The sequence below is a fragment of the Amycolatopsis sp. CA-161197 genome, from assembly GCF_050942255.1.
Taxonomy (GTDB): Bacteria; Actinomycetota; Actinomycetes; order Mycobacteriales; family Pseudonocardiaceae; genus Amycolatopsis.
Genome location: NZ_CP192059.1, coordinates 5,551,723 through 5,574,596 on the forward strand (window position 1 = coordinate 5,551,723; position 22,874 = coordinate 5,574,596).

25 protein-coding genes and 1 riboswitch are annotated in these 22,874 nt (G+C 71.5%); of the genes, 10 read left to right on the top strand and 15 right to left on the bottom strand.

The features are described 5' to 3' along the window. The first annotated feature begins 155 nt into the window (after nt 1-155). The 4 genes from ACQPXB_RS25845 to ACQPXB_RS25860 all read left to right on the top strand — a co-directional run bounded on the left by ACQPXB_RS25845 (nt 156) and on the right by ACQPXB_RS25860 (nt 4,011). Entirely contained in the window at nt 156-743 is a 588-nt protein-coding gene (locus ACQPXB_RS25845; protein WP_366576265.1) for a TetR/AcrR family transcriptional regulator, read from the top strand. Between the two features lie 43 nt (nt 744-786). Continuing rightward, entirely contained in the window at nt 787-1,353 is a 567-nt protein-coding gene (locus tag ACQPXB_RS25850) for a TIGR03086 family metal-binding protein (protein WP_386945406.1), read from the top strand. Between the two features lie 214 nt (nt 1,354-1,567). Then, nucleotides 1,568-2,971 carry a hemolysin family protein gene (locus tag ACQPXB_RS25855; protein ID WP_432844729.1) on the top strand — a complete coding sequence of 468 codons (1,404 nt, stop codon included), beginning with the start codon at nt 1,568-1,570 and terminating at the stop codon, nt 2,969-2,971. After that, nucleotides 2,968-4,011, top strand: a complete 1,044-nt coding sequence (locus tag ACQPXB_RS25860; RefSeq protein ID WP_366576271.1) for a hemolysin family protein — start codon at nt 2,968-2,970, stop codon at nt 4,009-4,011. Before ACQPXB_RS25855 ends, ACQPXB_RS25860 begins: the two co-directional genes overlap by 4 nt. Nucleotides 4,012-4,029: 18 nt before the next feature. Here the strand turns inward: ACQPXB_RS25860 and ACQPXB_RS25865 are convergent, their stop codons facing one another. Beyond that, nucleotides 4,030-4,878, bottom strand: coding sequence for a 3-methyladenine DNA glycosylase (locus tag ACQPXB_RS25865; protein WP_432844730.1), 849 nt, complete (start codon nt 4,876-4,878; stop codon nt 4,030-4,032). A gap of 413 nt (nt 4,879-5,291) precedes the next feature. On the opposite strand from ACQPXB_RS25865, the gene ACQPXB_RS25870 reads away from it, so the two are divergent. Both ACQPXB_RS25870 and ACQPXB_RS25875 read left to right on the top strand, forming a co-directional pair. Continuing rightward, nucleotides 5,292-7,730, top strand: a complete 2,439-nt coding sequence (locus ACQPXB_RS25870; RefSeq protein ID WP_432844731.1) for a DUF7617 domain-containing protein — start codon at nt 5,292-5,294, stop codon at nt 7,728-7,730. Nucleotides 7,731-8,000: 270 nt separating this feature from the next. Continuing rightward, nucleotides 8,001-8,702 carry a hypothetical protein gene (locus ACQPXB_RS25875; protein ID WP_366576276.1) on the top strand — a complete coding sequence of 234 codons (702 nt, stop codon included), beginning with the start codon at nt 8,001-8,003 and terminating at the stop codon, nt 8,700-8,702. An 81-nt stretch (nt 8,703-8,783) separates the two neighbouring features. On the opposite strand, the gene ACQPXB_RS25880 is transcribed toward ACQPXB_RS25875, so the two are convergent. Together ACQPXB_RS25880 and ACQPXB_RS25885 are read right to left on the bottom strand one after the other, a co-directional pair. Beyond that, nucleotides 8,784-9,608 carry an aldo/keto reductase gene (locus ACQPXB_RS25880; protein WP_386945401.1) on the bottom strand — a complete coding sequence of 275 codons (825 nt, stop codon included), beginning with the start codon at nt 9,606-9,608 and terminating at the stop codon, nt 8,784-8,786. 102 nt (nt 9,609-9,710) lie between these two features. Then, complete coding sequence (locus ACQPXB_RS25885) at nt 9,711-10,520, bottom strand: helix-turn-helix domain-containing protein (RefSeq protein ID WP_432844732.1); 810 nt, start codon at nt 10,518-10,520, stop codon at nt 9,711-9,713. A gap of 180 nt (nt 10,521-10,700) precedes the next feature. On the opposite strand from ACQPXB_RS25885, the gene ACQPXB_RS25890 reads away from it, so the two are divergent. Continuing rightward, complete coding sequence (locus ACQPXB_RS25890; protein ID WP_432844733.1) at nt 10,701-11,063, top strand: nuclear transport factor 2 family protein; 363 nt, start codon at nt 10,701-10,703, stop codon at nt 11,061-11,063. Between the two features lie 338 nt (nt 11,064-11,401). Beyond that, a riboswitch (glycine riboswitch) is annotated at nt 11,402-11,502 on the bottom strand. Nucleotides 11,503-11,543: 41 nt separating this feature from the next. Here ACQPXB_RS25890 and ACQPXB_RS25895 read toward each other — a convergent pair. Continuing rightward, complete coding sequence (locus tag ACQPXB_RS25895; protein WP_220240879.1) at nt 11,544-12,125, bottom strand: MerR family transcriptional regulator; 582 nt, start codon at nt 12,123-12,125, stop codon at nt 11,544-11,546. Between the two features lie 256 nt (nt 12,126-12,381). Between ACQPXB_RS25895 and ACQPXB_RS25900 the strand changes: the two genes are divergently transcribed. Further along, nucleotides 12,382-13,017 carry a TetR/AcrR family transcriptional regulator gene (locus ACQPXB_RS25900; RefSeq protein WP_432844734.1) on the top strand — a complete coding sequence of 212 codons (636 nt, stop codon included), beginning with the start codon at nt 12,382-12,384 and terminating at the stop codon, nt 13,015-13,017. A gap of 55 nt (nt 13,018-13,072) precedes the next feature. Here ACQPXB_RS25900 and ACQPXB_RS25905 read toward each other — a convergent pair whose 3' ends face one another. The 6 genes from ACQPXB_RS25905 to ACQPXB_RS25930 all read right to left on the bottom strand — a co-directional run bounded on the left by ACQPXB_RS25905 (nt 13,073) and on the right by ACQPXB_RS25930 (nt 16,502). Next, complete coding sequence (locus ACQPXB_RS25905) at nt 13,073-13,546, bottom strand: bifunctional nuclease family protein (RefSeq protein WP_009078856.1); 474 nt, start codon at nt 13,544-13,546, stop codon at nt 13,073-13,075. Nucleotides 13,547-13,764: 218 nt separating this feature from the next. Continuing rightward, nucleotides 13,765-14,523 carry a transcriptional regulator FtsR gene (ftsR, locus tag ACQPXB_RS25910; RefSeq protein WP_366576287.1) on the bottom strand — a complete coding sequence of 253 codons (759 nt, stop codon included), beginning with the start codon at nt 14,521-14,523 and terminating at the stop codon, nt 13,765-13,767. Next, nucleotides 14,520-14,987 carry a glycogen accumulation regulator GarA gene (gene garA / locus ACQPXB_RS25915; protein ID WP_033287853.1) on the bottom strand — a complete coding sequence of 156 codons (468 nt, stop codon included), beginning with the start codon at nt 14,985-14,987 and terminating at the stop codon, nt 14,520-14,522. The genes ftsR and garA overlap by 4 nt, the downstream gene beginning before the upstream one ends. A gap of 133 nt (nt 14,988-15,120) precedes the next feature. After that, the gene (gcvH, locus tag ACQPXB_RS25920) at nt 15,121-15,504 is read right to left on the bottom strand and encodes a glycine cleavage system protein GcvH (protein WP_366576289.1); all 384 of its coding nucleotides are present in this window, start codon (nt 15,502-15,504) and stop codon (nt 15,121-15,123) included. A 46-nt stretch (nt 15,505-15,550) separates the two neighbouring features. After that, on the bottom strand, nt 15,551-16,144 hold the full coding sequence (locus ACQPXB_RS25925; protein WP_220240885.1) for a CDP-alcohol phosphatidyltransferase family protein: 594 nt from the start codon (nt 16,142-16,144) through the stop codon (nt 15,551-15,553). 112 nt (nt 16,145-16,256) lie between these two features. After that, a complete protein-coding gene (locus ACQPXB_RS25930) occupies nt 16,257-16,502 on the bottom strand; it encodes a hypothetical protein (RefSeq protein WP_366576291.1) in 246 nt (81 codons plus the stop codon). Between the two features lie 323 nt (nt 16,503-16,825). Here ACQPXB_RS25930 and ACQPXB_RS25935 point away from each other — a divergent pair, with 323 nt between their 5' ends. Continuing rightward, nucleotides 16,826-17,332, top strand: a complete 507-nt coding sequence (locus tag ACQPXB_RS25935) for a hypothetical protein (RefSeq protein WP_432844735.1) — start codon at nt 16,826-16,828, stop codon at nt 17,330-17,332. A gap of 27 nt (nt 17,333-17,359) precedes the next feature. On the opposite strand, the gene ACQPXB_RS25940 is transcribed toward ACQPXB_RS25935, so the two are convergent. Both ACQPXB_RS25940 and ACQPXB_RS25945 read right to left on the bottom strand, forming a co-directional pair. Further along, the gene (locus ACQPXB_RS25940) at nt 17,360-19,084 is read right to left on the bottom strand and encodes an AMP-binding protein (RefSeq protein ID WP_366576295.1); all 1,725 of its coding nucleotides are present in this window, start codon (nt 19,082-19,084) and stop codon (nt 17,360-17,362) included. 34 nt (nt 19,085-19,118) lie between these two features. Further along, entirely contained in the window at nt 19,119-19,961 is an 843-nt protein-coding gene (locus tag ACQPXB_RS25945; protein ID WP_366576297.1) for a crotonase/enoyl-CoA hydratase family protein, read from the bottom strand. 113 nt (nt 19,962-20,074) lie between these two features. On the opposite strand from ACQPXB_RS25945, the gene ACQPXB_RS25950 reads away from it, so the two are divergent. Beyond that, on the top strand, nt 20,075-20,950 hold the full coding sequence (locus ACQPXB_RS25950) for an alpha/beta fold hydrolase (protein WP_432844736.1): 876 nt from the start codon (nt 20,075-20,077) through the stop codon (nt 20,948-20,950). A gap of 4 nt (nt 20,951-20,954) precedes the next feature. Here ACQPXB_RS25950 and cobA read toward each other — a convergent pair whose 3' ends face one another. The 3 genes from cobA to rpsR are packed head-to-tail and all read right to left on the bottom strand — an operon-like array spanning nt 20,955 to nt 22,870. Beyond that, nucleotides 20,955-22,172: a uroporphyrinogen-III C-methyltransferase gene (gene cobA, locus ACQPXB_RS25955; protein ID WP_432844737.1), complete on the bottom strand. Its 1,218-nt coding sequence runs from the start codon at nt 22,170-22,172 to the stop codon at nt 20,955-20,957. Nucleotides 22,173-22,200: 28 nt separating this feature from the next. After that, nucleotides 22,201-22,593, bottom strand: a complete 393-nt coding sequence (locus ACQPXB_RS25960) for an ankyrin repeat domain-containing protein (protein WP_432844738.1) — start codon at nt 22,591-22,593, stop codon at nt 22,201-22,203. Nucleotides 22,594-22,633: 40 nt separating this feature from the next. Continuing rightward, nucleotides 22,634-22,870 (bottom strand): 30S ribosomal protein S18, encoded by a 237-nt coding sequence (gene rpsR, locus ACQPXB_RS25965; RefSeq protein ID WP_364048880.1) that lies wholly within the window; start codon nt 22,868-22,870, stop codon nt 22,634-22,636. Between the last annotated feature and the right edge of the window lie 4 nt (nt 22,871-22,874).

Sequence of the window (22,874 nt, forward strand, 5' to 3'; positions counted from 1 at the left end):
CGTGATGGCGCACAGCGTAGCCACCGGCCACGTCCGTGTCAGCAGAACGTGGCCGAGGTGAGACGAAGAAAGAAGCGGGCCGGTTCCGGCGACTCCACGTCACAGTACGTACGTACGGATTGCGAGAACCCCGTCCCAGATGTCAGGATTCCAGGATGCCACGGGTCAGCCAGGATCACCTCGACGCACGCCGGCGCCAGATCCTCGACGGTTCTCGCGTGTGCTTCGCCCGCTACGGCTACGAGGGTGCCACAGTCCGCCGCCTCGAGGAGGCGACGGGCCTGTCCCGCGGAGCCATCTTCCACCACTTCCGCGACAAGGAGTCGCTGTTCCTCGCACTCGCCGAGGACGACGCTGTGCGGATGGCCGACGTCGTGGCCGAACAGGGCCTGGTGCAGGTCATGCGCGAGCTGCTCTCCGGCGACAGCGAGCACCCGGCCGACTGGCTCGGCACGCGGCTCGAGGTGTCGCGGCGGCTGCGCACCGACCCGGAGTTCCGCGGCCGCTGGGCCGAGCGCTCCGAACAGCTGACCACCGCCACGCGCGAACGGCTGATGCGCCAGCGCGAGGCCGGCAACCTGCGCGACGACGTGGACGTGGACGTGCTCACGGCTTTTCTCGAGCTGGTGCTCGAAGGCCTGGTCTCCCACCTCGCCATGGGCCTGCCCGGCGACGACCTCGGACCCGTGCTCGACCTGGTCGAGGAGACCGTCCGGCGGCACCGGCCCGGGACCACCCGCTAGTCGCTCACACTGCGCGGCCGGCACTTTCGTGTTGAATGTGGCCGTGGAGATCCTCGACGCGCACGGACGGTCCCTCGCCCTCTTCGACCGGGCCGTGCACGACATCGGACCCGGTGACTGGGCTCGCGACACGCCCTGCGCCGACTGGTCCGTGCGCGACCTCGTAAACCACCTCGTCGTCGAGCAGCTGTGGGTCCCGCCGCTGCTCGACGGGGCCACCCTCGACGACGTCGGCGACCGCTTCGACGGCGACCGGCTCGGCGACGACCCCGTCGCCGCCTGGGAGACGTCGGCCGCCACGGCGCGCGAAGCGTGGCTGGTGCCCGGCGTGCCGCAGCGCGCCGTCCACGTCTCCTTCGGACTGATCCCGGCCGAGGAGTACGGCTGGCAGATGTCCATCGACTTCGCGGTGCACGCGTGGGACCTCGCGGTGGCGCTCGGCAAGCCGAACCCGATCCCGTCGGACCTGGCGGCCCGCCTGCTGGAGGTCGTGCGCCCGTGGGTCGACGACTGGCAGGGCATCGGGCTGTTCGAACCGCCGGTCGCGGTCGGGCGCTCCGCGAACGACGCGACGCGGCTCGTCGCGCTCCTGGGCCGGCAGCCGCGCTGAGCCGCGCCGCTTCACCCGGCTCTCACCCGTCCGGCGTCCGGAGCACGTTAAGATTGTCGGCATCGTCGCAGTACAAGCCGATTCCCTTACTAGGAGTGACTCCACACGTGCGCGCCGCGCAATCGCCCGGTGACAGTACCGGGCCGGGTCGAAAACCCGGCTGCCCGCTAGCGTCCACCGCCACCGCCCCCTCCCCCGTCCCGGACGGTGCGGCATGATCCACGTCCTGCTCTCCGTGGCCGGTGTGCTGGTCTTCATCCTCCTCACGATCGGCACCGGCCTCGCCGTCGCCGCCGAGTTCTCGCTGACCGCCCTCGAGCGCAGCACCGTCGACGCCGACGTGCGCCAGGTGGGCGACCGCCGCTCGCTGTCGGTGCAGAAGGCGCACCGCACGCTGAGCTTCCAGCTCTCGGGTGCCCAGGTCGCGATCACCCTCACCACGCTGATCACCGGTTACCTCGCCGAGCCGCTGATCGGCGAGCTCGTGCGGCCGGTCTTCGACGCGGTCGGCCTGTCCGAGGCCGTCGCGGCCGGCGCGTCGATCGCCGTCGCACTGGTGCTGGCCACCTTCCTGTCGATGATCCTCGGCGAGATGGTGCCGAAGAACATCGCGATCGCGCGCCCGCTGCGCACGGCCCGCGCGGTGACCGGCTACCACTCGCGGTTCTCCGCGCTGTTCCGCTGGCTCATCACGCTCATGAACAACAGCGCCAACTTCGTGGTGCGCAAGTTCGGCGTCGAGCCGCAGGAAGAGCTCCGGTCCGCGCGCTCGCCGCAGGAGCTCGGCTCGATCGTGCGTTCCAGCGCCGAGAGCGGGAAGCTCGACACGTCCACGGCGGAGCTGCTGGACCGCTCGCTGCGCTTCGGCGAGCGCACCGCCGACGAGCTCATGACCCCGCGCGTGCAGGTCGAGTCCCTGACCGTGGACGACACGATCAACGACCTCATCGACATCTCGCGTCGCACCGGCTTCTCGCGATTTCCCGTCTACCGCGAGGACCTCGACGACGTGCAGGGCGCAGTGCACGTGAAGCAGGCCTTCGCCGTGCCCGGCGAGGAGCGCGCGACCGTCCGCATCGGCTCGGTCATGCGTCCCGTGCCGACCGTGCCCGAGTCGCTCTCGGGCGACGACCTGCTCAACCGCCTGCGCGACTCCCGCTACCAGCTCGCCATCGTCGTCGACGAGTACGGCGGCACGGCCGGGCTGGTGACGCTGGAGGACGTGGTCGAGGAGATCATCGGCGACGTCCGCGACGAGCACGACCACCGCGAAGCCCCGGCGTCGCAGCAAGTCGGCTCCGACAGCTGGCTCGTGTCGGGCCAGCTGCGCTCCGACGAGGTCAGCGAGGTCACCGGCTTCCGCATGCCCGACGGCGACTACGAGACGATCGCCGGCCTGATCCTCGAACGCCTCGGCCGCATCCCCGCCGAGGGTGACGCCGCCGTCGTCGACGGCTGGCGGCTCACCGTCACGAGCATGGACCGCCACCGCATCGCCGAGGTCGAGGTGCGGCCCGTGGAACCCGGCCCGGCCCCGAACACCGACCAGGACCCGGCCGCCGTGCGGAAGAAGAACGCCACGCCGCGGCCGGTCACCGAACGCGAGGTGGTCGCGTGAACGACTGGCTGAACATCGCGCTGGTCGTGGTGCTGCTGCTCGCCAACGCGTTTTTCGTCGGCGCCGAGTTCACCCTGATCTCCTCGCGCCGCGACCGCCTGGAAGCGTTGCTGGACCAGGGAAAGACCCGCGCGAAGATCGTGATCAACGCCAGCCGGCACGTCTCGCGGATGCTCGCGGGCGCGCAGCTGGGCATCACCATCTGCTCGCTGCTGCTCGGCCGGCTGGGCGAACCCGCCGTGGCACACCGGCTGTCCGGGTTCTTCGACCTGTTCGGCCTGCCCCAGCAGCTGCTGCACCCGATCTCGTTCGCGATCGCGCTGGCGTTCATCACAATGCTGCACGTGCTGATCGGCGAGATGGTGCCGAAGAACCTCGCCATCGCCGAGCCCGAACGGCTCGCGCTGTGGCTGGTGCCCGCCCACGTGGCGTGGGTGAAGCTCGCGAGCCCCGTGATCTGGTTCCTCAACCTGGTCGCGAACTCGTTCCTGCGCCTGGTGAAGGTGGAGCCGAAGGACGAGCTCGAGACGGCCTACACCTCCGACGAGCTGGCCGAGCTGCTCAGCGAGTCGCGGCGCGAGGGACTGCTCGAACAGTCGGAGCACCAACGGCTTTCGCAGACGTTGTCGTCGGTCGCGAAGACGGTGTCCGACGTGCTCGTGCCCACGGAGCAGCTGACCACCCTCCCTTGTGGACCGACGCTCGGCGACGTGGAGCGCGCGGTGTCCTCGACCGGGTTCTCGCGGTTCCCGGTCTGCACCGACGACGGCATGCTCACCGGCTACATCCACGTGAAGGACGTGCTCGACCTCGTCGGCCAGAGCGCCGACACGAGCGTGCCGGACTCGAAGACCCGGCCGCTCACCGAGCTGCGCGCCGACGCGCGGCTCGACGTGGCGCTCTCGGCCATGCGCAAGGAAGGCAGCCACCTCGCACGGGCGCTCGACGCCGCGGGCAAGGCGGTGGGCGTCGTGGCGCTGGAGGACCTCGTCGAGGAGTACGTGGGCACCGTGCGCGACGGCACGCACGTGACGGCCTGACCGGGCCGCGGGGCCGGGTCAGGCCGTGACAGCGAGCAGCCGCTCGCACTGCTCGATCAACCGGCGCCGCAGCGGGGCGCCGCGCTCGGCGAACGCGCGCTGGGCGGCGGCGTACTCCTGCTTGCCCTCGGCCGTCTCGATCGGCACGGGCTCGTAGCCCAGGTCGGCGAGGTCGTAGGGCGAGGCCCGCATGTCGAGCACCCGGATGTCGCGGGCCAGCTCGAAGCAGTCGGCCACCAGCTCGGACGGGATGAGCGGCGCGAGCCGGAACGCGTGCTTGTAGAGGTCCATGCCGGCGTGCAGACACGCCGGCTGCTCGAAGGCGGGCCGGTCGTGCGCGGCCGGGCCCAGCGTGTTGAGCGGGCGGGCCGCGGCGGTGAAGAAGCGGAACGCGTCGAAGTGCGAGCACGCGATCCGGTGCGCCCGCACCACCCGGTCGGTCCCGGTGGCCCCGAGGCGCAGCGGGTACGTCGCGTGCCGGACCCGGTCCTCGGTGAGCCCGTAGACCATCGCCCACTCGTGCAGGCCGAAACAGCCGAAGTTCGCCGGCCGGGCCGCGGTGGCCGCCAGCAGCGCGTGGATGCCGTCGATGCGCTCGCGGCGGGCCACCACGTCCGCGGCCGCGACGGGCTCCGGCCCGCCGGCCAGTACGACGCCGTAGCCCGGCGACCACCGGCGCAGCTGGGTCGGGCGGAACGAGTAGTACGTGAACAGGAAGTCGTGCACCGGGTGCTTCACGCCGTCTCGGCGGCGGGCCAGGTGCTCGCCCACGAGCTCGTCGACGCGCGCCTCGTGCGCCGCGGCCCGGGCACGCCACACCGCCTCGTCGAGCGCGACGAGGCCGGTCGGCGATTGAGCGGGCGGCACCCGGTCAGGATACGGCGCGCATTCGGCGGTGCCGCCGGTGGGCGAACGGCAGAAATGCCGTACCGCGGAAGCGGAACACCCCGAATCGCCGATCCGCCGAATTCGAAACCTGCGCACCCCGCTTTCGCATTCGGCGGAAAGGCTTGGTCCGGCGTGGAGCAATCGCCTTTTTGGCCATCGGATAAATACGCCACCACGGCACCGAAAGGCGGCGTCGGCCCCACGTTCAGGTGAACCGGACACCCGGAAATGCTGGTCAGAGAAGAGCTTCCGGCGCCGGCTGAGCTGTTCGCGTCGCTTTTCCGGGCGCACGGGTGAGGCCGGTTCATCGGCACACCCCGACGATCTACGATTTTTCTTCGGCCAGGAAAACCTTTCCTGGAAATCCTTCCCGAACGGATCGAGGACCATTCATGCGAAGACGCGCGCGCGTGCGCCGCCTCGGGCTGTCCGTGCTGCCGCTGTTCCTGGTGGCCGCCGCGTTCCCCTCCTCGGCGTCGGCCGATCCGGCGCCGGCGACCACCGGGTCGACCTTGACGAAATCCGTCCACGGGGTGTCGTCCCCGGCCGGCCACGGCGACACCCCGACCTGGGTCGTCGCCTACGACGACCGCGCCACCACCACCGGGCCCGCCACCATCACCGACCCCGTCGGCGCCGGACAGACTTACCAAGCCGGATCGCTGCACGTGCCACCCGGCTGGACCCCGTCGTGGTCGACCGACGGCAGCACCTTCACCACCACCGAACCCGCCTCGGGCACCGTCGCGGTGCGGGCGGTCGACCCGCGCTCGGGCCCCGACGCCACCTCGATGTCCGGGGTACTCACCCCACCCGTGCAGGCGGTCGCCACCGCGACCGGAGGCGACGGGTTCACCCCGATCCTGCAGCGCACCCCGAGCGGCGTCCTGCAGGCCTGGAACGTCTTCCACCACCTCGGCGCGACCGTGCCGAAGCTGGTGTGCAGCGACCTCGGCACCGGCGGGCGCTGCCCGGGCGGGACCTGGCCCAAGCCGCTGAACACCACACCGGGACCGCTCGGCACCGGAGCCACCGGGGACATCGCCTCCACGCTCACCCCGCAGTACGTGCGCGACCCCGCCAAGAGCTCCACGGTCTACTACCCCGCCGTGACCGCCGCGTCGATCGGCGTGGGCTGCCTCGACCTTGCCGCGGCGGCGAACTGCGGGTACTGGCCGCTCCTGGCCACCGGCGGGGCGCCGTCGGCCGTGAACAGCCTCGCCGGGCTGGTCGAAACCGGCGGCAACCTCTACGGCGTGGCCACCACCGGCGCCGTCGTCTGCTGGTCGCTCTCCGCGCACGCCGCGTGCGCCGGCCAGCCGTACGCGCCGATCGTGCGCCCGAGCGGTGATCGCCCCGGCTCCGGGGATCTCATGTACGGAGCCTTGGACGTCGTGGCCGGCAAGGTCTTCGCGTCCTCGTCCTACCCGGGCCTCGGGCAGCCGGAACTGGGCTGCTTCGACCCGGCCACCAATGCGGCCTGCGCGGGCTGGGCGAGCCCCCGCCCGACCGGACCCGCCGGGAACTACACCTACAACGCCTACACCGCGTTCGGCACCGACGGCACCACGGCCGGTGTCTGCTCGACGACGAACGGGACCACCGACGTCACCACGTGCTTCACCGTCGCCGGCGCACCACTGGCCACCCCGGCCACGATGGCGAACCTGCCGGCCAACGTGCTGGCGTTCAACCCCGAGGTGGTCACCGATCCTGCCGGTCACCAGCGCAGCTACCTCCCGGTGTGGGGCGGCCCGTACGCGGGCGCGACGTTCTGCCACGACTGGACCACCGCGACGGCGTGTGCCGGGCTGCCCGTGCCCGTCACGCACCCGACGGTGGGCGCGACCCGGGACTACGGCTACAGCTTCGACGCCCCCACCGGCTGCCTGATCGGCCTCGGCGACGCCGGCGTGCTGTTCTCGATGGACCCGGCCACCGGCGCGTCTCCGTGCCTGCGCTCCGGTGCCCAGGTGACGCTCGAGCCGGGCGAGTTCTACTGCGACGGCGGCAGCGGCCACGTGCAGGGCTACGGCGTGGCGCGGCTGACCGGCATCACGCCGGCGAACGTCGACCTCACCGCCTCGCGGGTCACCGTCCTGGACCAGGACGGCGCGGTCGTGGCCAACCCGGGCTTCGCCCCCGACGGCTCGGTCGACCTGAGCGGGGTGTCGGCCACCGCCCACACCTCGCTCACGGTGACCACCACGCTCGTGCTGAAGAGCTCCGCCGACTTCACCGGCGGCAACCAGCCGCAGCTCGTCGTCGACTTCACCGGTGACGCGCCACAGGTGTGCTTCCGCGCGGCGATCTCGACCGACTGCAGCGTGAGCGGCGTGTCCGACACCGCGACCGGCACCGACCCGGCCGGGACGTTCACCTCCAACACGGTGGCGCTCCCGGTCGCACCGGGTGCGGCCTGCACCCCCGTGGTGAGCGTAGAGAAGGAGATCTGCACCTCGGCGAGCGCGGCGAAGTGCGGGCCGGGCGGCTCGGGACCCTGGGCGAAACAGGCGCCGGTCGGCGTCCTCGGCCTGCTCGACGCCACGGCGTACTGGCGGATCACGGTGACCGACCACGGCCCGGTGGGGATCAGCGGCACGCACGTGGTGGACAGCGTCGAGCCGTCGTGCCAGGCGGCGGACGCGTTCTCGCTGGAACCCGGCCAGTCGAAGCAGGTGTACTGCGCCACCCACGCCCTGCTCAACCTGTTCCCGATCACCAACCAGGCCAAGGTGAGCTACACCCCGGCCAACGCCCCGGCCGGGACCCCGCCGTCGCACTCGGCGTGGTCTTCGGCCAAGGCGTGTTCCCTGTTGTGCCTCCTGTGAGGCGCGTTCGGTGAGCCGCTGATCAAGTCCGGCCCGCGGCGGGGTATTTTCTACACCTCGTCGCGGGCCGGACCCGTTCCCGCCACGGGCTCGGCCGGCTCGCGCTCTGCCGATTCGCGCGCTGCCGTCACCTGCTCGGCGGCATCCGGTGAATTGTGTACAGACCGTGCAACTCTGAGTCATAATATTCACCCAGGGTCGCTAACCTGTTAGAGTGATAACGGTTTGATTGCATAGCAGCGCGTGTGCGCACATCTCGAAAGGACAACGATGGGGCGACACACACTGGCCGAAGAGCCGGTGCCGCACCCTCTCGATCCGCCGAAGCGCCAGCAGGGCCGCAGCGAGACGACGGGCTCACACCGCATCGTCGCCGCGAAGGCGCCGCGCCGCCGGATCGCCAAGTGGCCCATCGCCTGTGCCGGGCTCGTCGTCCTGGTCGCGCTCGGCGTCTTCGGCTGGAATTGGGCCGACAGCGTGCTCAACAACCGCGCCGAAGCCCAGGCTGCCAGCTGCGGCGGGAACCGGACCACCGTCAGGCTCGTCGTGACCCCGCAGGTCGCGAAGCCGGTCGAGGCCGCCGCGAGCCGCTGGGACGCCGATCTGACCCCGGTGCACGGCGCCTGCTTCCAGGTCAACGTCACGACCAAGCCGTCCTCGGTGGTGCTCGACGCGCTGACCGGCAAGACCGACCTCTCGACCATCGGCGGCCTGCCCGACGGTTGGATCCCCGAGTCGTCGTACTGGGTCACGCAGCTGACGAACGCCAAGCCCGAGCTCATCGGCTCGCCGGCAATGCCGATCGGCTCGGGCCCGCCCGCCGACTACCCGTTCGTGGGCCTCGCGGCGGCGTCCGTCGGCGGCACGGCCACCGACGAGAACCAGCAGCGCGCCACGCAGAGCTTCCGCGCGTTCCTCAAGGAGCCCGCCCAGCTGGCCGACTTCGCGGCCGCCGGCATCCGGGCGTCCTGACCCGCGGCTTGGCGTAACGCCGGAACGGCCGGTCCCGGGAACTTCCGGGGCCGGCCGTTTTCGCGCGCCGGGCGGCGCGGCTCAGCCGAAGGTGTCGGGGTCGGCGCCCGTGCGGGTGCCGTTGTCGAGCTCCGCCAGCGCCGCGAGGTCGTCGTCGGCGAGCTCGAAGTCGAACACGGCGAAGTTCTCCCGGATCCGCGCCGGCGTCGCCGACTTCGGGATGGCGATCGTGCCCATCTGCAGGTGCCAGCGCAGCACGAGCTGGGCGGGCGTCTTCCCGTACTTGGCCGCGAGCGCCGTGATCACGCGCTCGCCCAGCAGCCGGCCGCGCGCGAGCGGACTCCAGGCCTCCGTGGCGATGCCGTGCTCGGCGTGGAACGTACGCAGCGGCAGCTGCTGCAGCCAGGGGTGCAGCTCGACCTGGTTCACGGCCGGGACCACGTCGGTCTCGTCGAGCAGCCGGCTCAGGTGGGTGATGCCGAAGTTCGACACGCCGATCGCGCGCACCCGCCCGTCGCGGTAGAGCTGCTCCAGCGCCCGCCAGGTCTCCACGTACCGGTCGCGGCGCGGCTGCGGCCAGTGGATGAGGAACAGGTCGATCCGCTCCAGGCCGAGAGCGGCGGCGCTGTGGTCGAAGGCGCGCAACGCGTTGTCGTACCCGTGCTGGTCGTTCCACAGCTTCGTGGTCACGAAGAACTCGTCCCGCGGCACGCCCGAAGCGCGGATGGCTTCACCGACCTCGGCCTCGTTGCCGTACATCGCGGCGGTGTCGATGCTGCGGTAGCCGGCTTCGATCGCGGCGCCGATCACCTTCCCGGCCTGCGCGGCGCGGACCTGGTACACGCCGAAGCCGAGCTGCGGGATGGTGACGGAGTTGTTCAGGGTGAGCAGGGGCGGGTTGGCCATGAAGGCGGATCCTCACTGCGGTGTCCTGGGGTGACCGCTCCGATCCTTCCACTCCCCCGGCCCGCGGGCTCGGCACCCCGCCGCACGATCGAGCGGTCCTGCTCAGGTGCTCGCCCGGGCCCGCAGGTACGCGGCCGTCTCCGGGTTCGCCGGGTAGAAGGACTCGATGACCAGCTCGGCGAGCGTGACGTCGAGCGGCGTGCCGAACGTCGCGACCGTGCTGAAGAACGTGAGCTCCGTGCCCCGGTGGAGGTAGCGCAGCGGGACGAAGATGTCGCCCGGTCCGGGCACCTCGACCTCGGGCACCGGTTGGTCGCACGGGTACTCCCGCAGCTCGGCCAGCAGCTCGGCGAGCCCGGCGTCGGCCGTCTGCTCGACCTGGCGGCGCAGGCGGCCCAGCAGGTGGGCCCGCCACTCCCCCAGGTTCAGCACGTTCGGGGCCATGCCGTCGGGGTGCAGGGTCGCGCGCAGGACGTTCACGGGCGGTGTCAGCAGCTCCGGTGCCACACCCTCGACGAGCACACCGAGGCTCGTGTTGGCGTCGACGAGGCTCCAGCCGCGGTCGACCACAGCCGCGGGGTACGGCTCGTGGCCGGTGAGCAACTGGCGGACCGCGTCGCGCACGGCCGTCAGCTCCGGCGCGCCCAGCTCGGTCTCGCCGTACGCGGGCGCATAGCCGGCGGCCAGCAGCAGCCGGTTGCGTTCGCGCAGCGGCACTTCGAGGTGCTCGCCGAGGCGCAGCACCATCTCGCGGCTCGGCTTGGAGCGGCCGGTCTCGACGAAGCTCAGGTGCCGCGTGGAGATGTCCGCGGCGATCGCCAGATCGAGCTGGCTGATGCGGCGCCGGTCGCGCCACTCCCGCAGGAGCTCGCCGACCGCGCGCCGTGCGGGGGCCTTCACCGAAGTCGTCACGCCCCCGACGCTACGGGTCCGCTCGCGCTCAGGCCATTACCTCGCGGGTAATCGCCGGAGGCGATGTGCGCCGGGTGCGGTGATTACCTCCGGCGTAATCGACGAACCGCGCCCGGCGCAGCAGTCTTGGCGGCACCAGGACAGCGAACCCGTTGTCCGCCAAGCAAAGGGAGCTTTCCCGTGTCCGACGTGACGAGCACTGTCGAGCAGTACATCGCGATCTGGAACGAGACCGACGCCGAGCGCCGCCGCGCCCTCGTCACCGAGGTTTTCACCCCCGACGCGTCCATGACCGATCCCCTGGGCTCGGTGACCGGCCACGACGGCATCGACGGGTTCATCGGCGGCGCACAGGCGCAGTTCGCCGGGCTGACGTTCAGCCTGCCCAAGGCACCCGACGCCCACCACGACCTGGCGCGGTTCCAGTGGTACCTCACCGCGCAGGGCGCCGACGAGCCGCTCGCCATCGGGTTCGACGTCGTCGAGCTGGCCGACGGCCGGATCGCCAAGGTGCACGGGTTCCTGGACAAGATCCCGGGCTGAGGTCGTGGGGCCGGAGTGCGGCGGACCCGTGAGCGGACGGGTCTGCCGTGGCTCCACAGTGGACGGCCGAGTCGGCGCGGATCACCGGAAAGGCGCATCCACGGCGGGAAAACCGGCGGCCGCACGAGACCGGGACCGCTGCGCGGCCCGCCGGAAAAGATCGTGATCCGGAGGTCTGAACCACCCGGCCCCGGCCCGGTGAGCACCGGGTCCGAGGTCCTCCCCACTCTGTCCGTACCCCGTGGGGCGCCTGAGAGTTTCACCCGCGTGGATACGCGGGTTTGCACCGTCGGCGGAACCGGCTGGTGGTGTCCAGCGGGCCCACTTTCCAGAGGCGTCTCGTCCGCGCGGTCCAGGGTGCCTGAGAGGTTCCGGGGAGGACTTGCTCCTTCGGCGCCGAGCTCGTGGATGCCGGCTCGGTCTCTCCCGCGCGGGTTCGTCGACCGCGCAGTCAGGATACCTCGCCCTCGCGGGTGGTGATCACCCGGTGCGGCGGGAGTTGCGGCGCTGGGTGAGTTCGTCCGGGACGACCGATTCGATCACGCCGCCGTCGGCACGTTCGGCGGGGAATTCGTGGATCGTGCCGCTGATCTCCTGCATCGCGCCACTGACGGCGATGCCGAACACACCCTGTCCGCCCTGGAGCAGATCCACGATCTCCTCCGGCGAGGTGCACTCGTACACCGTGGTGCCGTCGGAGAACAGGGTGACCTTCGCGAGGTCGCGCACGCCGCGCACGCGCAGGTGCTCCACCGCGACCCGGATGTTCTGCAGCGAGACCCCGGTGTCCAGCAGCCGCTTCACGACCTTCAGGACGAGGATGTCCTTGAACGAGTACAGCCGCTGCGAGCCCGAACCGTGCGCGGTGCGGATACTCGGCGCGACCAGCTTCGTCCGGGCCCAGTAGTCGAGCTGGCGGTACGTGATCCCCGCGATCTGGCACGCGGCGGGGCCGCGGTAGCCGACGAGCTCGTCCGGAAGGGAGGCGTCGGGGAACAGCTCACCCTGCTCGCCATCGGCGGCACGAACGGGCGGCCTCTCCGGACTACCAGCCTCGACCACGCAAGCCTCCCTTCGCCCGACCTGGCGGCCGGCGAACGACACCGGTCGAGCCCAGGAGCGGGACCGGCCGGGGAGAACCGCCACGATCGTGCTCCGGTCGGAGAATCACATCGTGGCGATTTACCGCCTTCGACGGTAAGGCCGCGTCGCGGGCCGGTCAACGCGACGCGCGGCGCACCTCAAGCTCGTCTTGAGCCTTTGGTCCGTTCGCCGTACGGGTTTGACACGTTTTACTCGGCTGAGTAACTTATTACTCATGCGAGTAAACTTCGACACGCAAGCAGAGCTCGGGCTGAGCGTCACGGAGGCGACGGCCCGGGCGCAGATCATCGCGGCGACCATCGCGACGATCGCCGAGCACGGGTACGCGCGCACCACGTTCGCCAAGATCAAGGAACGCGCGGGGCTGAGCAGCACCCGCATGATCTCCTACCACTTCACGAACAAGGCCGGGCTCATGCAGGCCGTGCTGAGCACGGTGTCGGAGACGAAGGCGATGTTCCTGCAGGACCGCAGCAAGGCCCTCGACCCCGGCGACCGGCCGGGCAACCTGCGGGCCCACATCGAGACGTCGGTGGCGTTCCTGCGCGACTACCCGGAGTGCGTCCGGGTGCTCGCGGAGCTCTCGGCGAACGCCGACGACGCGGACGGTTGGTCGATGACCTCGGTGCTCGTGGACCAGCTGCGGGTGGGCGGTGTGCAGCGCCAGCTCAAGCAGGGTCAGGACGAGGGGGTGTTCGGCGCGTTCGCGCCGGAGGTGATGGCGATGTCGATCGCGCAGGCCATCGACGGGGTGGCAGCGGCCTACGCCGCCGACCCGTCGACCGACCTCGACCGCTACGGGCGGGAAATCGCCGACCTCTTCGAGAGGGCGACCGCTGCGAAGCAGTGAAATCCGGAAACAAGGCGGGAACGTGGTGTGCGGCCGCGTTCCCGCCGCCGGCGGCTCAGGTGTCGGCGCCGCGGAAGTCTTCGGGGGACACGGAGTCGAGGAACTCGCGGAACTTCTCGACCTCGTCCTCCTGCTCGTCCGGGATGATCAGGCCCGCCTCCTCCAGCACCGCGTCCACGGCGTGGATGGGGACCCCGATCCGCAGCGCCAGGGCGACCGAGTCGCTGGGGCGCGCGGACACCCGGATGTCGCCGTCGAAGACGAGCTCGGCGAAGAAGGTGCCTTCCTTCAGGTCCGTGATCACGACCTGCTCCAGCTCGCGGCCGAGCGCCCCGATGACCTCTTTGAGGAGGTCGTGGGTCAGGGGCCGGGCGGGTCGTACTCCCTGCTGCTCCAAGGCGATGGCGGTGGCCTCGACCGAGCCGATCCAGATCGGCAGGTAGCGCTCGCCCTCGGTTTCCCGCAGCAACAAGATCGGCTGATTGGCGGGCAGCTCCACCCGCACACCGACGACGCGCATCTCGCTCATCGGGTTTCGCCTCCCTCTCGTGCACACGGGCTGCAGCGCTTGCGACGTACTCGCGCCGTTGGGTTCGACGCTACCCGTCATCCGGGCGCTGTGCTCGCTAGTGGCGGACATTCTCGGTTCGCTGCACCGCAAACCGACTCTCACGGTACGGCATACGGTGCCGAACATTCAGTCATTGACATGTGACGCACACCGGTGTTCGGCCCGTTACGTCCGGTTCAACCACCGGTGACTCCCCGGATCCCCGCTTTCACGAGGAGCGTGTGGAGCGTGACGGACAGCGCGGCCAGCTCCCGGACCACCTCGTCGGCCCTCGCTTTCGCATCCGCGTCACGGTGGCGATACACGGGGGTCACGATCTGCTCCAGCAAGCCGACTTCGCGGTCGGCCGCTGCGCGGAAGGCACGCAGATGTCTCGGCTCGATACCGAATTCGGTCATCGCCTTCACCGTGCGCGCGATCAGCACCGCGTCGGGACCGAAGAACCCCGCCGCACCCGGCCGCACGAGCCCGTACTGCTGCAGCTCGGTGAGCGTCGCGGCGGTGATGCCGGCTCGCGCCAGCAGCTCCTCCTGCGTCAGCCGGATCTCGGGACCGGTCTCGAAGTCGTCGGCGTCGGGCAGCCCGCCGGTGTCGGCCGGGTCGAGCGACACCAGCTTCCGCGGCAGCCGCGGCGCGGGCGCGGCGGGCTCCGCTCCGGAGTCCGCCGCGTCCAGCTGTTCCTTGATGACCTTGAGCGGGAGGTAGTGGTCCCGCTGCGCGGACAGCACGAAGCGAAGCCGCTCCACGTCCGCCGGGGCGAACTGCCGGTACCCCGAGGGCGTGCGGCCCGGCCGGACCAGGCCTTCCGCCTCGAGGAACCGGATCTTGGAGATGGTGACATCGGGGAAGTCGCCGCGCAGCTGCGCCAGGACCGCCCCGATGCTCAACCCGTCGCGCCGGGCCTCCGAACGACCGGGCTGCCCGGCCGCCGTCACTGTGCCCCCTGGCCCCCGTGCCCCGGGCCCGTCAGGAAGACCAGGCGGAACTTCCCGATCTGCACCTCGTCGCCGCCGGCCAGCACGGCCTGGTCGACCGGCTCGCGGTTGACGTAGGTGCCGTTCAGGCTGCCGACGTCGATCACCACGAACTCCCCGCCCTCACGCCGGAACTCGGCGTGCCGGCGGGAAACGGTGACGTCGTCGAGGAAGATGTCGCTGTCGGGGTGCCGGCCCGCGCTCGTGGTGTCGCGGTCCAGCAGGAAGCGCGAGCCCGCGTTGGGGCCCCGCTTCACGACCAGGAGGGCGGAACCCGGGGGCAGGGCGTCGACACCCTGGACCGGTGCCTCGGCAGCCGGCGCGGACTCCTGGCCTTCGACATCGGCCAGGAAGTCGGCCCGGAAGACAGAGGTCCGCTCCGGAGACTGCTCCGGGGGAACGCCGGGCCCGTCGTTCGTGCTCACCTGAGCTCTCCTCTACACACAATGTTGCCTATGACCAAGAACGTGTAGCTGCCAACGTACCGTGCCTGATCGGTTCGGGACCCCGGGGCTCCCCCTTCGGCGGGCGGAACCCCCGGGCCAGGCCGAACCCGCCTCAGCCGGTGATGAGCGCCTGGTACGCCTCGGCTTCGAGCAGGGCGTCGAGCCCCGCGGGGTCGTCGAGGCGGATCTCCACGAGCCAGCCCTCGCCGTACGGGTCGGAGTTGATCAACTCGGGCGAATCGGAGACCGCGGCGTTCACCGAGACGATCTCGCCGTCGACCGGTGCGAACAGCTCCGAGACGCTCTTGGTGGACTCCACCTCGCCGAAGACGTCGCCCGCGTCGACGTGCTTGCCGACCTCGGGCAGGTCGACGAACACCACGTCGCCGAGCTGGTCCTGGGCGTACTCCGTGATGCCCACGCGGACCAGCGCACCCTCACGCGTGGCCACCCACTCGTGTTCCTCGGTGTAACGCAGCTCTTCTGGAGTGGTCAACGCCCCTCCCCTTCCTCGAACCGACTTCGTCGCGGGCAGTCTTCCATCACCGGCTGCGAAGCGCGCGCACCGCCTGCACGACGTAGAGCGCGCCGGACCAGACGTAGAGCACCCCGCCCCAGACCATGAAGGCGTAGGCGATCGGCCGGGCCACCACGGCCACGGTCGAGCCGCCCTGCGTGAGCAGCAGGAACGGGAAGGCGTACATGAGCACGAACGTCGCGCCCTTGCCGATGTAGGTCACCTCGGGCGGCGCGAACCCGCCGCGGCGCAACACGAGCACGCAGATCGCCAGCACGGCCTCGCGCAGCACGAGCGGCACGACGACCCACCACGGGATGATGTCGCGGATGAGGAACGCGACCAGCGTCGCGAGGATGTAGAGCCGGTCGGCCGCGGGGTCGAGCAGCTGGCCCAGCCGCGACATCTGGTCGAGCCAGCGGGCGAGCTTGCCGTCGAGCCAGTCGGTCAGCGCCGAGAAGACGAGCAGCGCGAGCGCCCAGCCGTCCTCCTTCGGGCCGAGCAGCAGCCAGAGGAACACGGGCACGCCCGCGAGCCGCAGCAGCGACAGGAGATTGGGGACGTTGAACGCCTGCCGCAGCAGGGAAGGCTCCGTCTTGGGCTCGGGGACCGTGGTCACCGGCTCAGCCTAGAGGTGCGGACCGGCACCGACGCCGGTGGTCACGCGGTCGGGTCGCGGGTTCGTGGCGCGCGACCCGACCGCGGGGCCGTGAGGGGAAAAGCGGCGGCGCTCAGCCGGCGCGGCGGTGGCTCCAGCCGCGGCGCTGCAGCTCGGCGTTGCTGAGGCGCTCGGGGCGGCCGCGGTCGTCGTTGCCGACCCAGCGGGCGCGGCCGGCTCGGCCTTCGAGGACGTACGGGCGGCCGCAGCACCACACGACGCTGCAGGGCGCCGTGGGCGGCGTGGCGGGCCGCGCGGTCGGGTCGGTGAGGTCGGACGCGGACGGGGTGCCGGGCTCGGTGGCCGTTTCGGTGGTCATGCTGTGCGGTGCTCTTGTCTCTCGGGGTCGGCGGGTGATCGGGGACGGGAACGCCCTGGGCGCTCCTCACGTATTTCGGTCCGAAGGCGGCGGACGTTAACGACCGCCGCGAAGATTCGTCCGATCGGTGAGGAAGGAATTCGCGCTGTATCAGTGCGTTAACACCAGCTTAACCGTCCACAATAGACTCCCCGCCGGGGGAGCCCGCCGAGGCGGAAGCCCCGGTTCCGGTAACCTCCGCCCGCCGCGCCGGGTGTCGGTGCGGGTCACGGCGCCGGAGGCGGGCCAGAATGCCCGGAAGGACCCCTGGCGAAAGGACCCCGGTGCCCCCGTCGAAGCCCGCGTGGCGGCCGCTGCTCGCGGCCTGGCTCGTGCTGCCGGCGCTCGCCGCCTGTTCGGGCGAACCCGAGCCCCGGGCGGCGGTACCGCCACCACCGTCCGCGACCACGGCGCCGCCGACGACCTCGTCGGCGCACTCGGTCCCTCCCCCGCCGCCTGAAACGACGCGGGCGCCGTCGAGCACGCGTGCGAAGGCCCCGAGCAGCACGCCCGCCGTTCCGGGGTCCTGCGGCACCGTCACGGCCGCGAGCGGGCTGACCTTGTACGTGTTCGACAGCCGGGCCGGCGGGGTGCCGTGCGCCGAGGCCATGGCGCTCGTGCGCGACTTCCACGCGAAGATCGCCGGCCGGCAGGGCACCGGGTCCAACGACGCCGTGAACGACACCGTGTCCGGCTGGCTGTGCACCTCCGGCCCGCCGGCGGCGCAGGGCGGCACCACGTGCAGCAAAGGCGAGCAGACGGTGTTCGCGGCCGTCGTCCCGTCGGAGTGAGGCGGACGGGACGACGGCCGCGCGACCTCAGGCCTTGAGGTCCGGGAAGTCGTCCTCGCGGTACTCGCCCTCGGGCCGGGTGTTCTCGTGCTCGCGCCCGCGCAGCTCGACGCGGCGGATCTTGCCGGAGATCGTCTTCGGCAGCTCGGCGAACTCCAGGCGCCGGATCCGCTTGTACGGCGCGAGGTGCTCCCGCGCGTACGCCAGGATCGCGCGGGCGGTGTCCGCGGTGGGCTCGTGGCCCGCGGCCAGCACGACGTAGGCCTTGGGCACCGCGAGCCGGATCGGATCCGGGGCGGGCACCACGGCGGCCTCCGCCACCGCTTCGTGCTCCAGCAGCACGCTCTCCAGCTCGAACGGTGAGATCCGGTAGTCCGACGCCTTGAACACGTCGTCGGTGCGCCCGACGTAGGTGATGTAGCCGCGTTCGTCGATCGAACCGACGTCACCCGTGTGGTAGTAGCCGTCGCGGAACGCTTCCGACGTGCGCTCGTCGTCGTCCGCGTAGCCGACCATCAGGCCGACGGGCCGGTGCGCGAGGTCGAGGCAGATCTCGCCCTCGCCGGCGCGCTCGCCCGTGACCGGGTCGACCAGCGCCACCACGAAGCCCGGCAGCGGCCGGCCCATCGAGCCGGGAACCACGGCCTGGCCGGGGGTGTTGGCGATCTGCACGCTGCTCTCGGTCTGGCCGAACCCGTCGCGGATGGTGACGCCCCAGGCCTTCTCGACCTGTTCGATCACCTCGGGGTTGAGCGGCTCGCCCGCGCCGACCACCTTCTGCGGCGGGGTTTTCAACGCTGTCAGGTCGGCCTGGATGAGCATGCGCCACACTGTGGGCGGCGCGCAGAAGCTCGTGACCCCGCAGCGGTCCATCTGCGCCATGAGCGCGGTGGCGTCGAAACGCGTGTAGTTGTACAGGAACACCGTCGCCTCGGCGTTCCACGGCGCGAACACGTTGCTCCACGCGTGTTTCGCCCAGCCGGGCGAGGAGATGTTCAGGTGCACGTCGCCCGGCTCGAGGCCGATCCAGTACATTGTGGACAGATGCCCGACCGGGTAGGACACGTGCGTGTGCTGCACGAGCTTCGGCTTCGCCGTGGTGCCCGAGGTGAAGTACAGCAGCAGCGGGTCGGCCGCGGCCGTCACGCCGTCCGGGGTGAAACCGGCCGGCTCGGCGTATGCGGTGGCGTAGGCGTGCCAGCCTTCCACCGGCTCGCCGACGGCGATGCGCGTGTAGCCGCCCGCCACGTCGGCGAACTTCGGGGCGTCGGCCGAGCGCACGACCACGTGCTTGGCCTTGCCGCGCTCGACGCGGTCGGCGAGGTCGGCCGGCCCGAGCAGCGTCGAGGCCGGGATGATCACGGCGCCGAGCTTGATCGCGGCGAGGATCGTCTCCCACAGCTCGCCCTGGTTGCCCAGCATGAGGATCAGCCGGTCGCCGCGCGAGACGCCGAGGCGGCGCAGCCACGTGGCGACCTGGTCGGAGCGGGCGGACATCTCCGGGTAGGTCCAGCGGTTCTCGGTGCCGTCCTCCTCGACGATCCACAGCGCGTACCGCTGCGCGTTCGCCGGGTCGCGGGCCACCACGTCGAACCAGTCGAGCGCCCAGTTGAACTCCGCGGGCCGCGGCCACGCGAACTCCCGGACGGCGGTGTCGTAGTCCTCGCGGTGGGACTGGAGGTAGTCCCGCGCCTCCCGAAAGACCTGGTGGGCCTCGCCGGCCCGCTGGTTCCCCGAAGCGCCATTGCTCACGTCGTGCTCCCTCGTGCTCGCGTACGTGCCTGTTCTACTCGCCCTTGAACTCGGGCGCGCGGCGCTCCATGAACGCCTGCACGGCCTCGGCGAGGTCCTTGCTCGGGAGGAACGCGGAGTTCCAGGCCGCGACGTAGCGCAGGCCCTCGGCGACCTGGCGCTCGGTGTTGGCGGCGAGCACCTGCTTGGTCCCCTGCACGACCAGCGGCGGGTTCGCGGCGATGTCGGCGGCGAGCTTGCGCGCTTCGGCCAGCAGGGTCTCCTGGTCGGGGTAGACGTCGTTGACCAGGCCGATCTTCTCGGCGCGGGCGGCGTCGACGTCCCTGCCGGTCAGGGCGAGCTCCCGCACGTGGCCCTCGCCGACGATCGTGGCGAGCCGCTGCAGGCTGCCGAGGTCGGCGACGATCGCGACCTTCACCTCGCGCACGCTGAATTTCGCGTCGGCGCTGGCGAGGCGCACGTCGGCCGCGCTGATCACGTCCACGCCGCCGCCGATGCACCAGCCGGACACGGCGGCGATTACGGGCTTTCGGCACTCGGCGATCGAGCTCACGGACTCCTGCAGGCGGCGGACTTCGCGGTGGAAGTCGGTGCGCGGGCCGGCCAGCGCGTCGCCGGCGAGCATCGGGGCCCAGCCGCCCATCATCGCGGGCAGGTCGAGGCCGTAGGAGAAGTGCGCGCCGCTGCCGGTGAGCACGATCGCGCGCACGCGCGGGTCGGCGTCGAGGGCGGCGAAGACCAGCGGCAGCTCACGCCAGAAGTCGGGGCCCATGGCGTTGCCCTTCGCCGGGCCGAGCAGGGTGACTTCGGCGACGGGGCCGTCGAGGTCGACCTTCAGCGAGGCGAGATCGGGCAGGGAGTCGGCGGGTGCGGTCATGTCTGTCATCTTGAACCATCCGGTTGACGCTGTGCCAATTCGGTCGCGGGATGCTTTCCTGGGATGGACACGAGAGATCGAAGCGGCCCTCGACCACGAGAGGAAGGTGGCGCATGAGCCCGGCCCCCGTTCTTGCCGTCGACGACCTGCCGGCGGATCCCCCGCCGGCGCGCCGCTCGCGCCCGATCGAGCTGTCCGGCTCGTTCACCTGCGACGGCCAGCGCCTCGCCTACACCGAGTACGGCTCGGGCGAGCGCGTCGTGGTGCTGATGCACGGCATCATGTTCACCCGCCGCATGCACGCGCCCCTGGCCCGCCGGCTCGCGCGCTCGGGCTTCCGCGTGATCACCCTCGACCTGCTGGGCCACGGCGAATCCGACCGGCCGACCGAGTCGTGGCGCTACTCGATGCCGGCGTTCGGCGAGCAGGCCGTGGCGCTGCTCGACCACCTCGGCCTGGACGACGCCGTGCTGGGCGGGACGTCGCTCGGCGCGAATGTCGCACTCGAGGTGGCGGTGGCACAGCCGGCCCGCGCCCGCGGGCTGGTCGTGGAAATGCCGGTGCTGGACAACGCGATCGTCGCCGGGCTGCTCACGTTCGCCCCGCTGCTGTTCGCCGCGCGCTTCCTGCCCGTGACCGTGCGCGGCGTCGCCCTGGCGGCCAACCTCGTGCCCCACGGGAGCCAGTGGGTCGACGTCGTCACCGACACCCTGACCCAGCAGCCCGCGCCGATGGCCGCGCTCCTGCACGGCGTGCTGTTCGGCCGGATCGCGCCGCCGAAGTCGGTTCGCCGGGCCATCACCACGCCCGCGCTGGTGATCGGCCACGAAGGCGACCCGATCCACCCCTTCGGCGACGCTGACACCCTGGCCGCGGACATGCCGTGCGCCGAGTTCGTGCAGGCGCGCAGCCCGGTCGAGCTGCGCTCCGACCCGAAGCGCCTGACCTCGGCGATCACCGACTTCGCCGAGCGCTGCTACGAAAGCTGACCCGTCACTTCGCCAGTCCGGCCACCGGGCCGAAGACGATCACCGCCGGCGGCCGCACGCCCGCGGCGGCCGCTTCTCCGGCCACCTGCCCCAGCGTGGAGCGCAGCGTGCGCTGCGTCCGCATGGTGCCGTCCTCGACGATGGCGACCGGCGTGTCGGCGGGACGGCCGCCGTCGAGCAGCGCCGAGGCGAACTGGGGCAGGCGTTCGACGCCCATCATCAGCACGATCGTGCCGCGCAGGCCGGCCAGCAGCGACCAGTCGACCAGCGAGCGCGGGTCGCCGGGGGCGACGTGACCCGAAACGACCACGACCTCGTGGGCGACCCCGCGGTGGGTCACCGGCACGTCGGCGACGGCGGGGACCGCGAACGCACTCGTGATGCCCGGGACCATGGTGACCGGCACGCCCGCTTCGGCGCAGGCCAGGACCTCTTCGAACCCGCGGCCGAACAGGTAGGGGTCGCCGCCCTTGAGCCGGACGACGAACTTGCCCTCCTTGGCCTTCTCGATCAGCGTGCTGTTGATCACGTCCTGGCTCGCGGCGCGGCCGTACGGGATCTTCGCGGCGTCGACGACCTCGACCTCCGGCGCGAGCTCGTCGAGCAGCTCACGCGGGGCGAGGCGGTCGACGACCACCACGTCGGCGCGCGAGAGCAGCCGGCGCCCGCGGACGGTGATCAGGTCCGGGTCACCCGGGCCGCCCCCGACCAGGGCGACGCCCGGCAGCTCGGTGTCGGTGTCCCGCGGCGCGCGGCCGTCGATGACGGTGCCGGCGTGCAGGGCGTCGAGGATGCTGTCGCGCACGGCGGCCGAACGCAGCGGCTCACCGCCGGACAGGACACCGAACAGCAGCCCGCCGTGGCGGCCCGAAGCCGGGGTCACGGCGCTGCCGGACTCCCCCTCGTCGGCGCGCACGCAGAACACGCGCTCGCGTTCGGCCTCGGCGCACACGGCGGCGTTGACCTCGGGGTCGTCGGTGCAGGCGAGCGCGTACCAGGCGTCGGCGAGGTCGCCCTCGGCGTAGCGGCGCTCGTGCCAGACCAGCTCGCCCGCGTCGGCCATGGCACTCACCGACGGCGTGGTGTGCGGCGAGACCAGCTCCACCCGCGCGCCCGCGCGGATGAGCCTCGGGAGGCGGCGCTGGGCGACCGAGCCGCCCCCGACCATCACGACGCGGCGGCCGGCGAGCTGGAGTCCGGAGAGGTAGTGCGGGTCGTCCATAGCCGGAAAGTCTGCCTGCCGCGCTCGCTCAGCGCTGCAGCAGGGCCAGCAGCCCGGTGTTGCCGAACATCGTCGCCGCCTCGACCGCCGACGGCGTGCCCGCGTGCGGATCGGCACCACCCGCCACCAGCGCCTTCACGACGTCGGGCTCATCCTTGAACACGGCGCCGGCGAGCGGGCTCTGGCCCCGGTCGTTGACCCGGTTCGGATCCGCACCGCGCGCCAGCAGCACGGCCACCGTGTCCGCGTGCCCGTGGTACGAGGCGAGCATCACCAGGGTGTCGCCGCGGTCGTTGGCGAGGTTCGCGGGGATGCCGGCGTCGACGTACGCGACGAGGCGTTCCGTGTCGCCCTCGCGCGCCATGGTGAACACGCGGGCCCACAGGTCGAGCTCCTCGTCCGACGGCGTCCCGGAAGCCATGCGCCGAGTCTGGCACGCCGGCTCCCGGGACGCCGGTTCGTCAGCCGCGCGCCGAGTTGGGGTACGGCAGCAGCGCCATCTCCCGCGCGTTCTTGATGGCCGAGGCCACCTGCTTCTGCTGCTTCGGCGTCAGCCCCGTCACGCGGCGGGCGCGGATCTTGCCGCGGTCGGAGATGAAGATCCGCAGCAGGTCGACGTCCTTCCAGTCGACTTCGGTGATCCCCCGGGTGTGCAACGGGTTCGCCCGCTTGCGGGGCGCGCGTTCGTGCTTCGGCATCCGG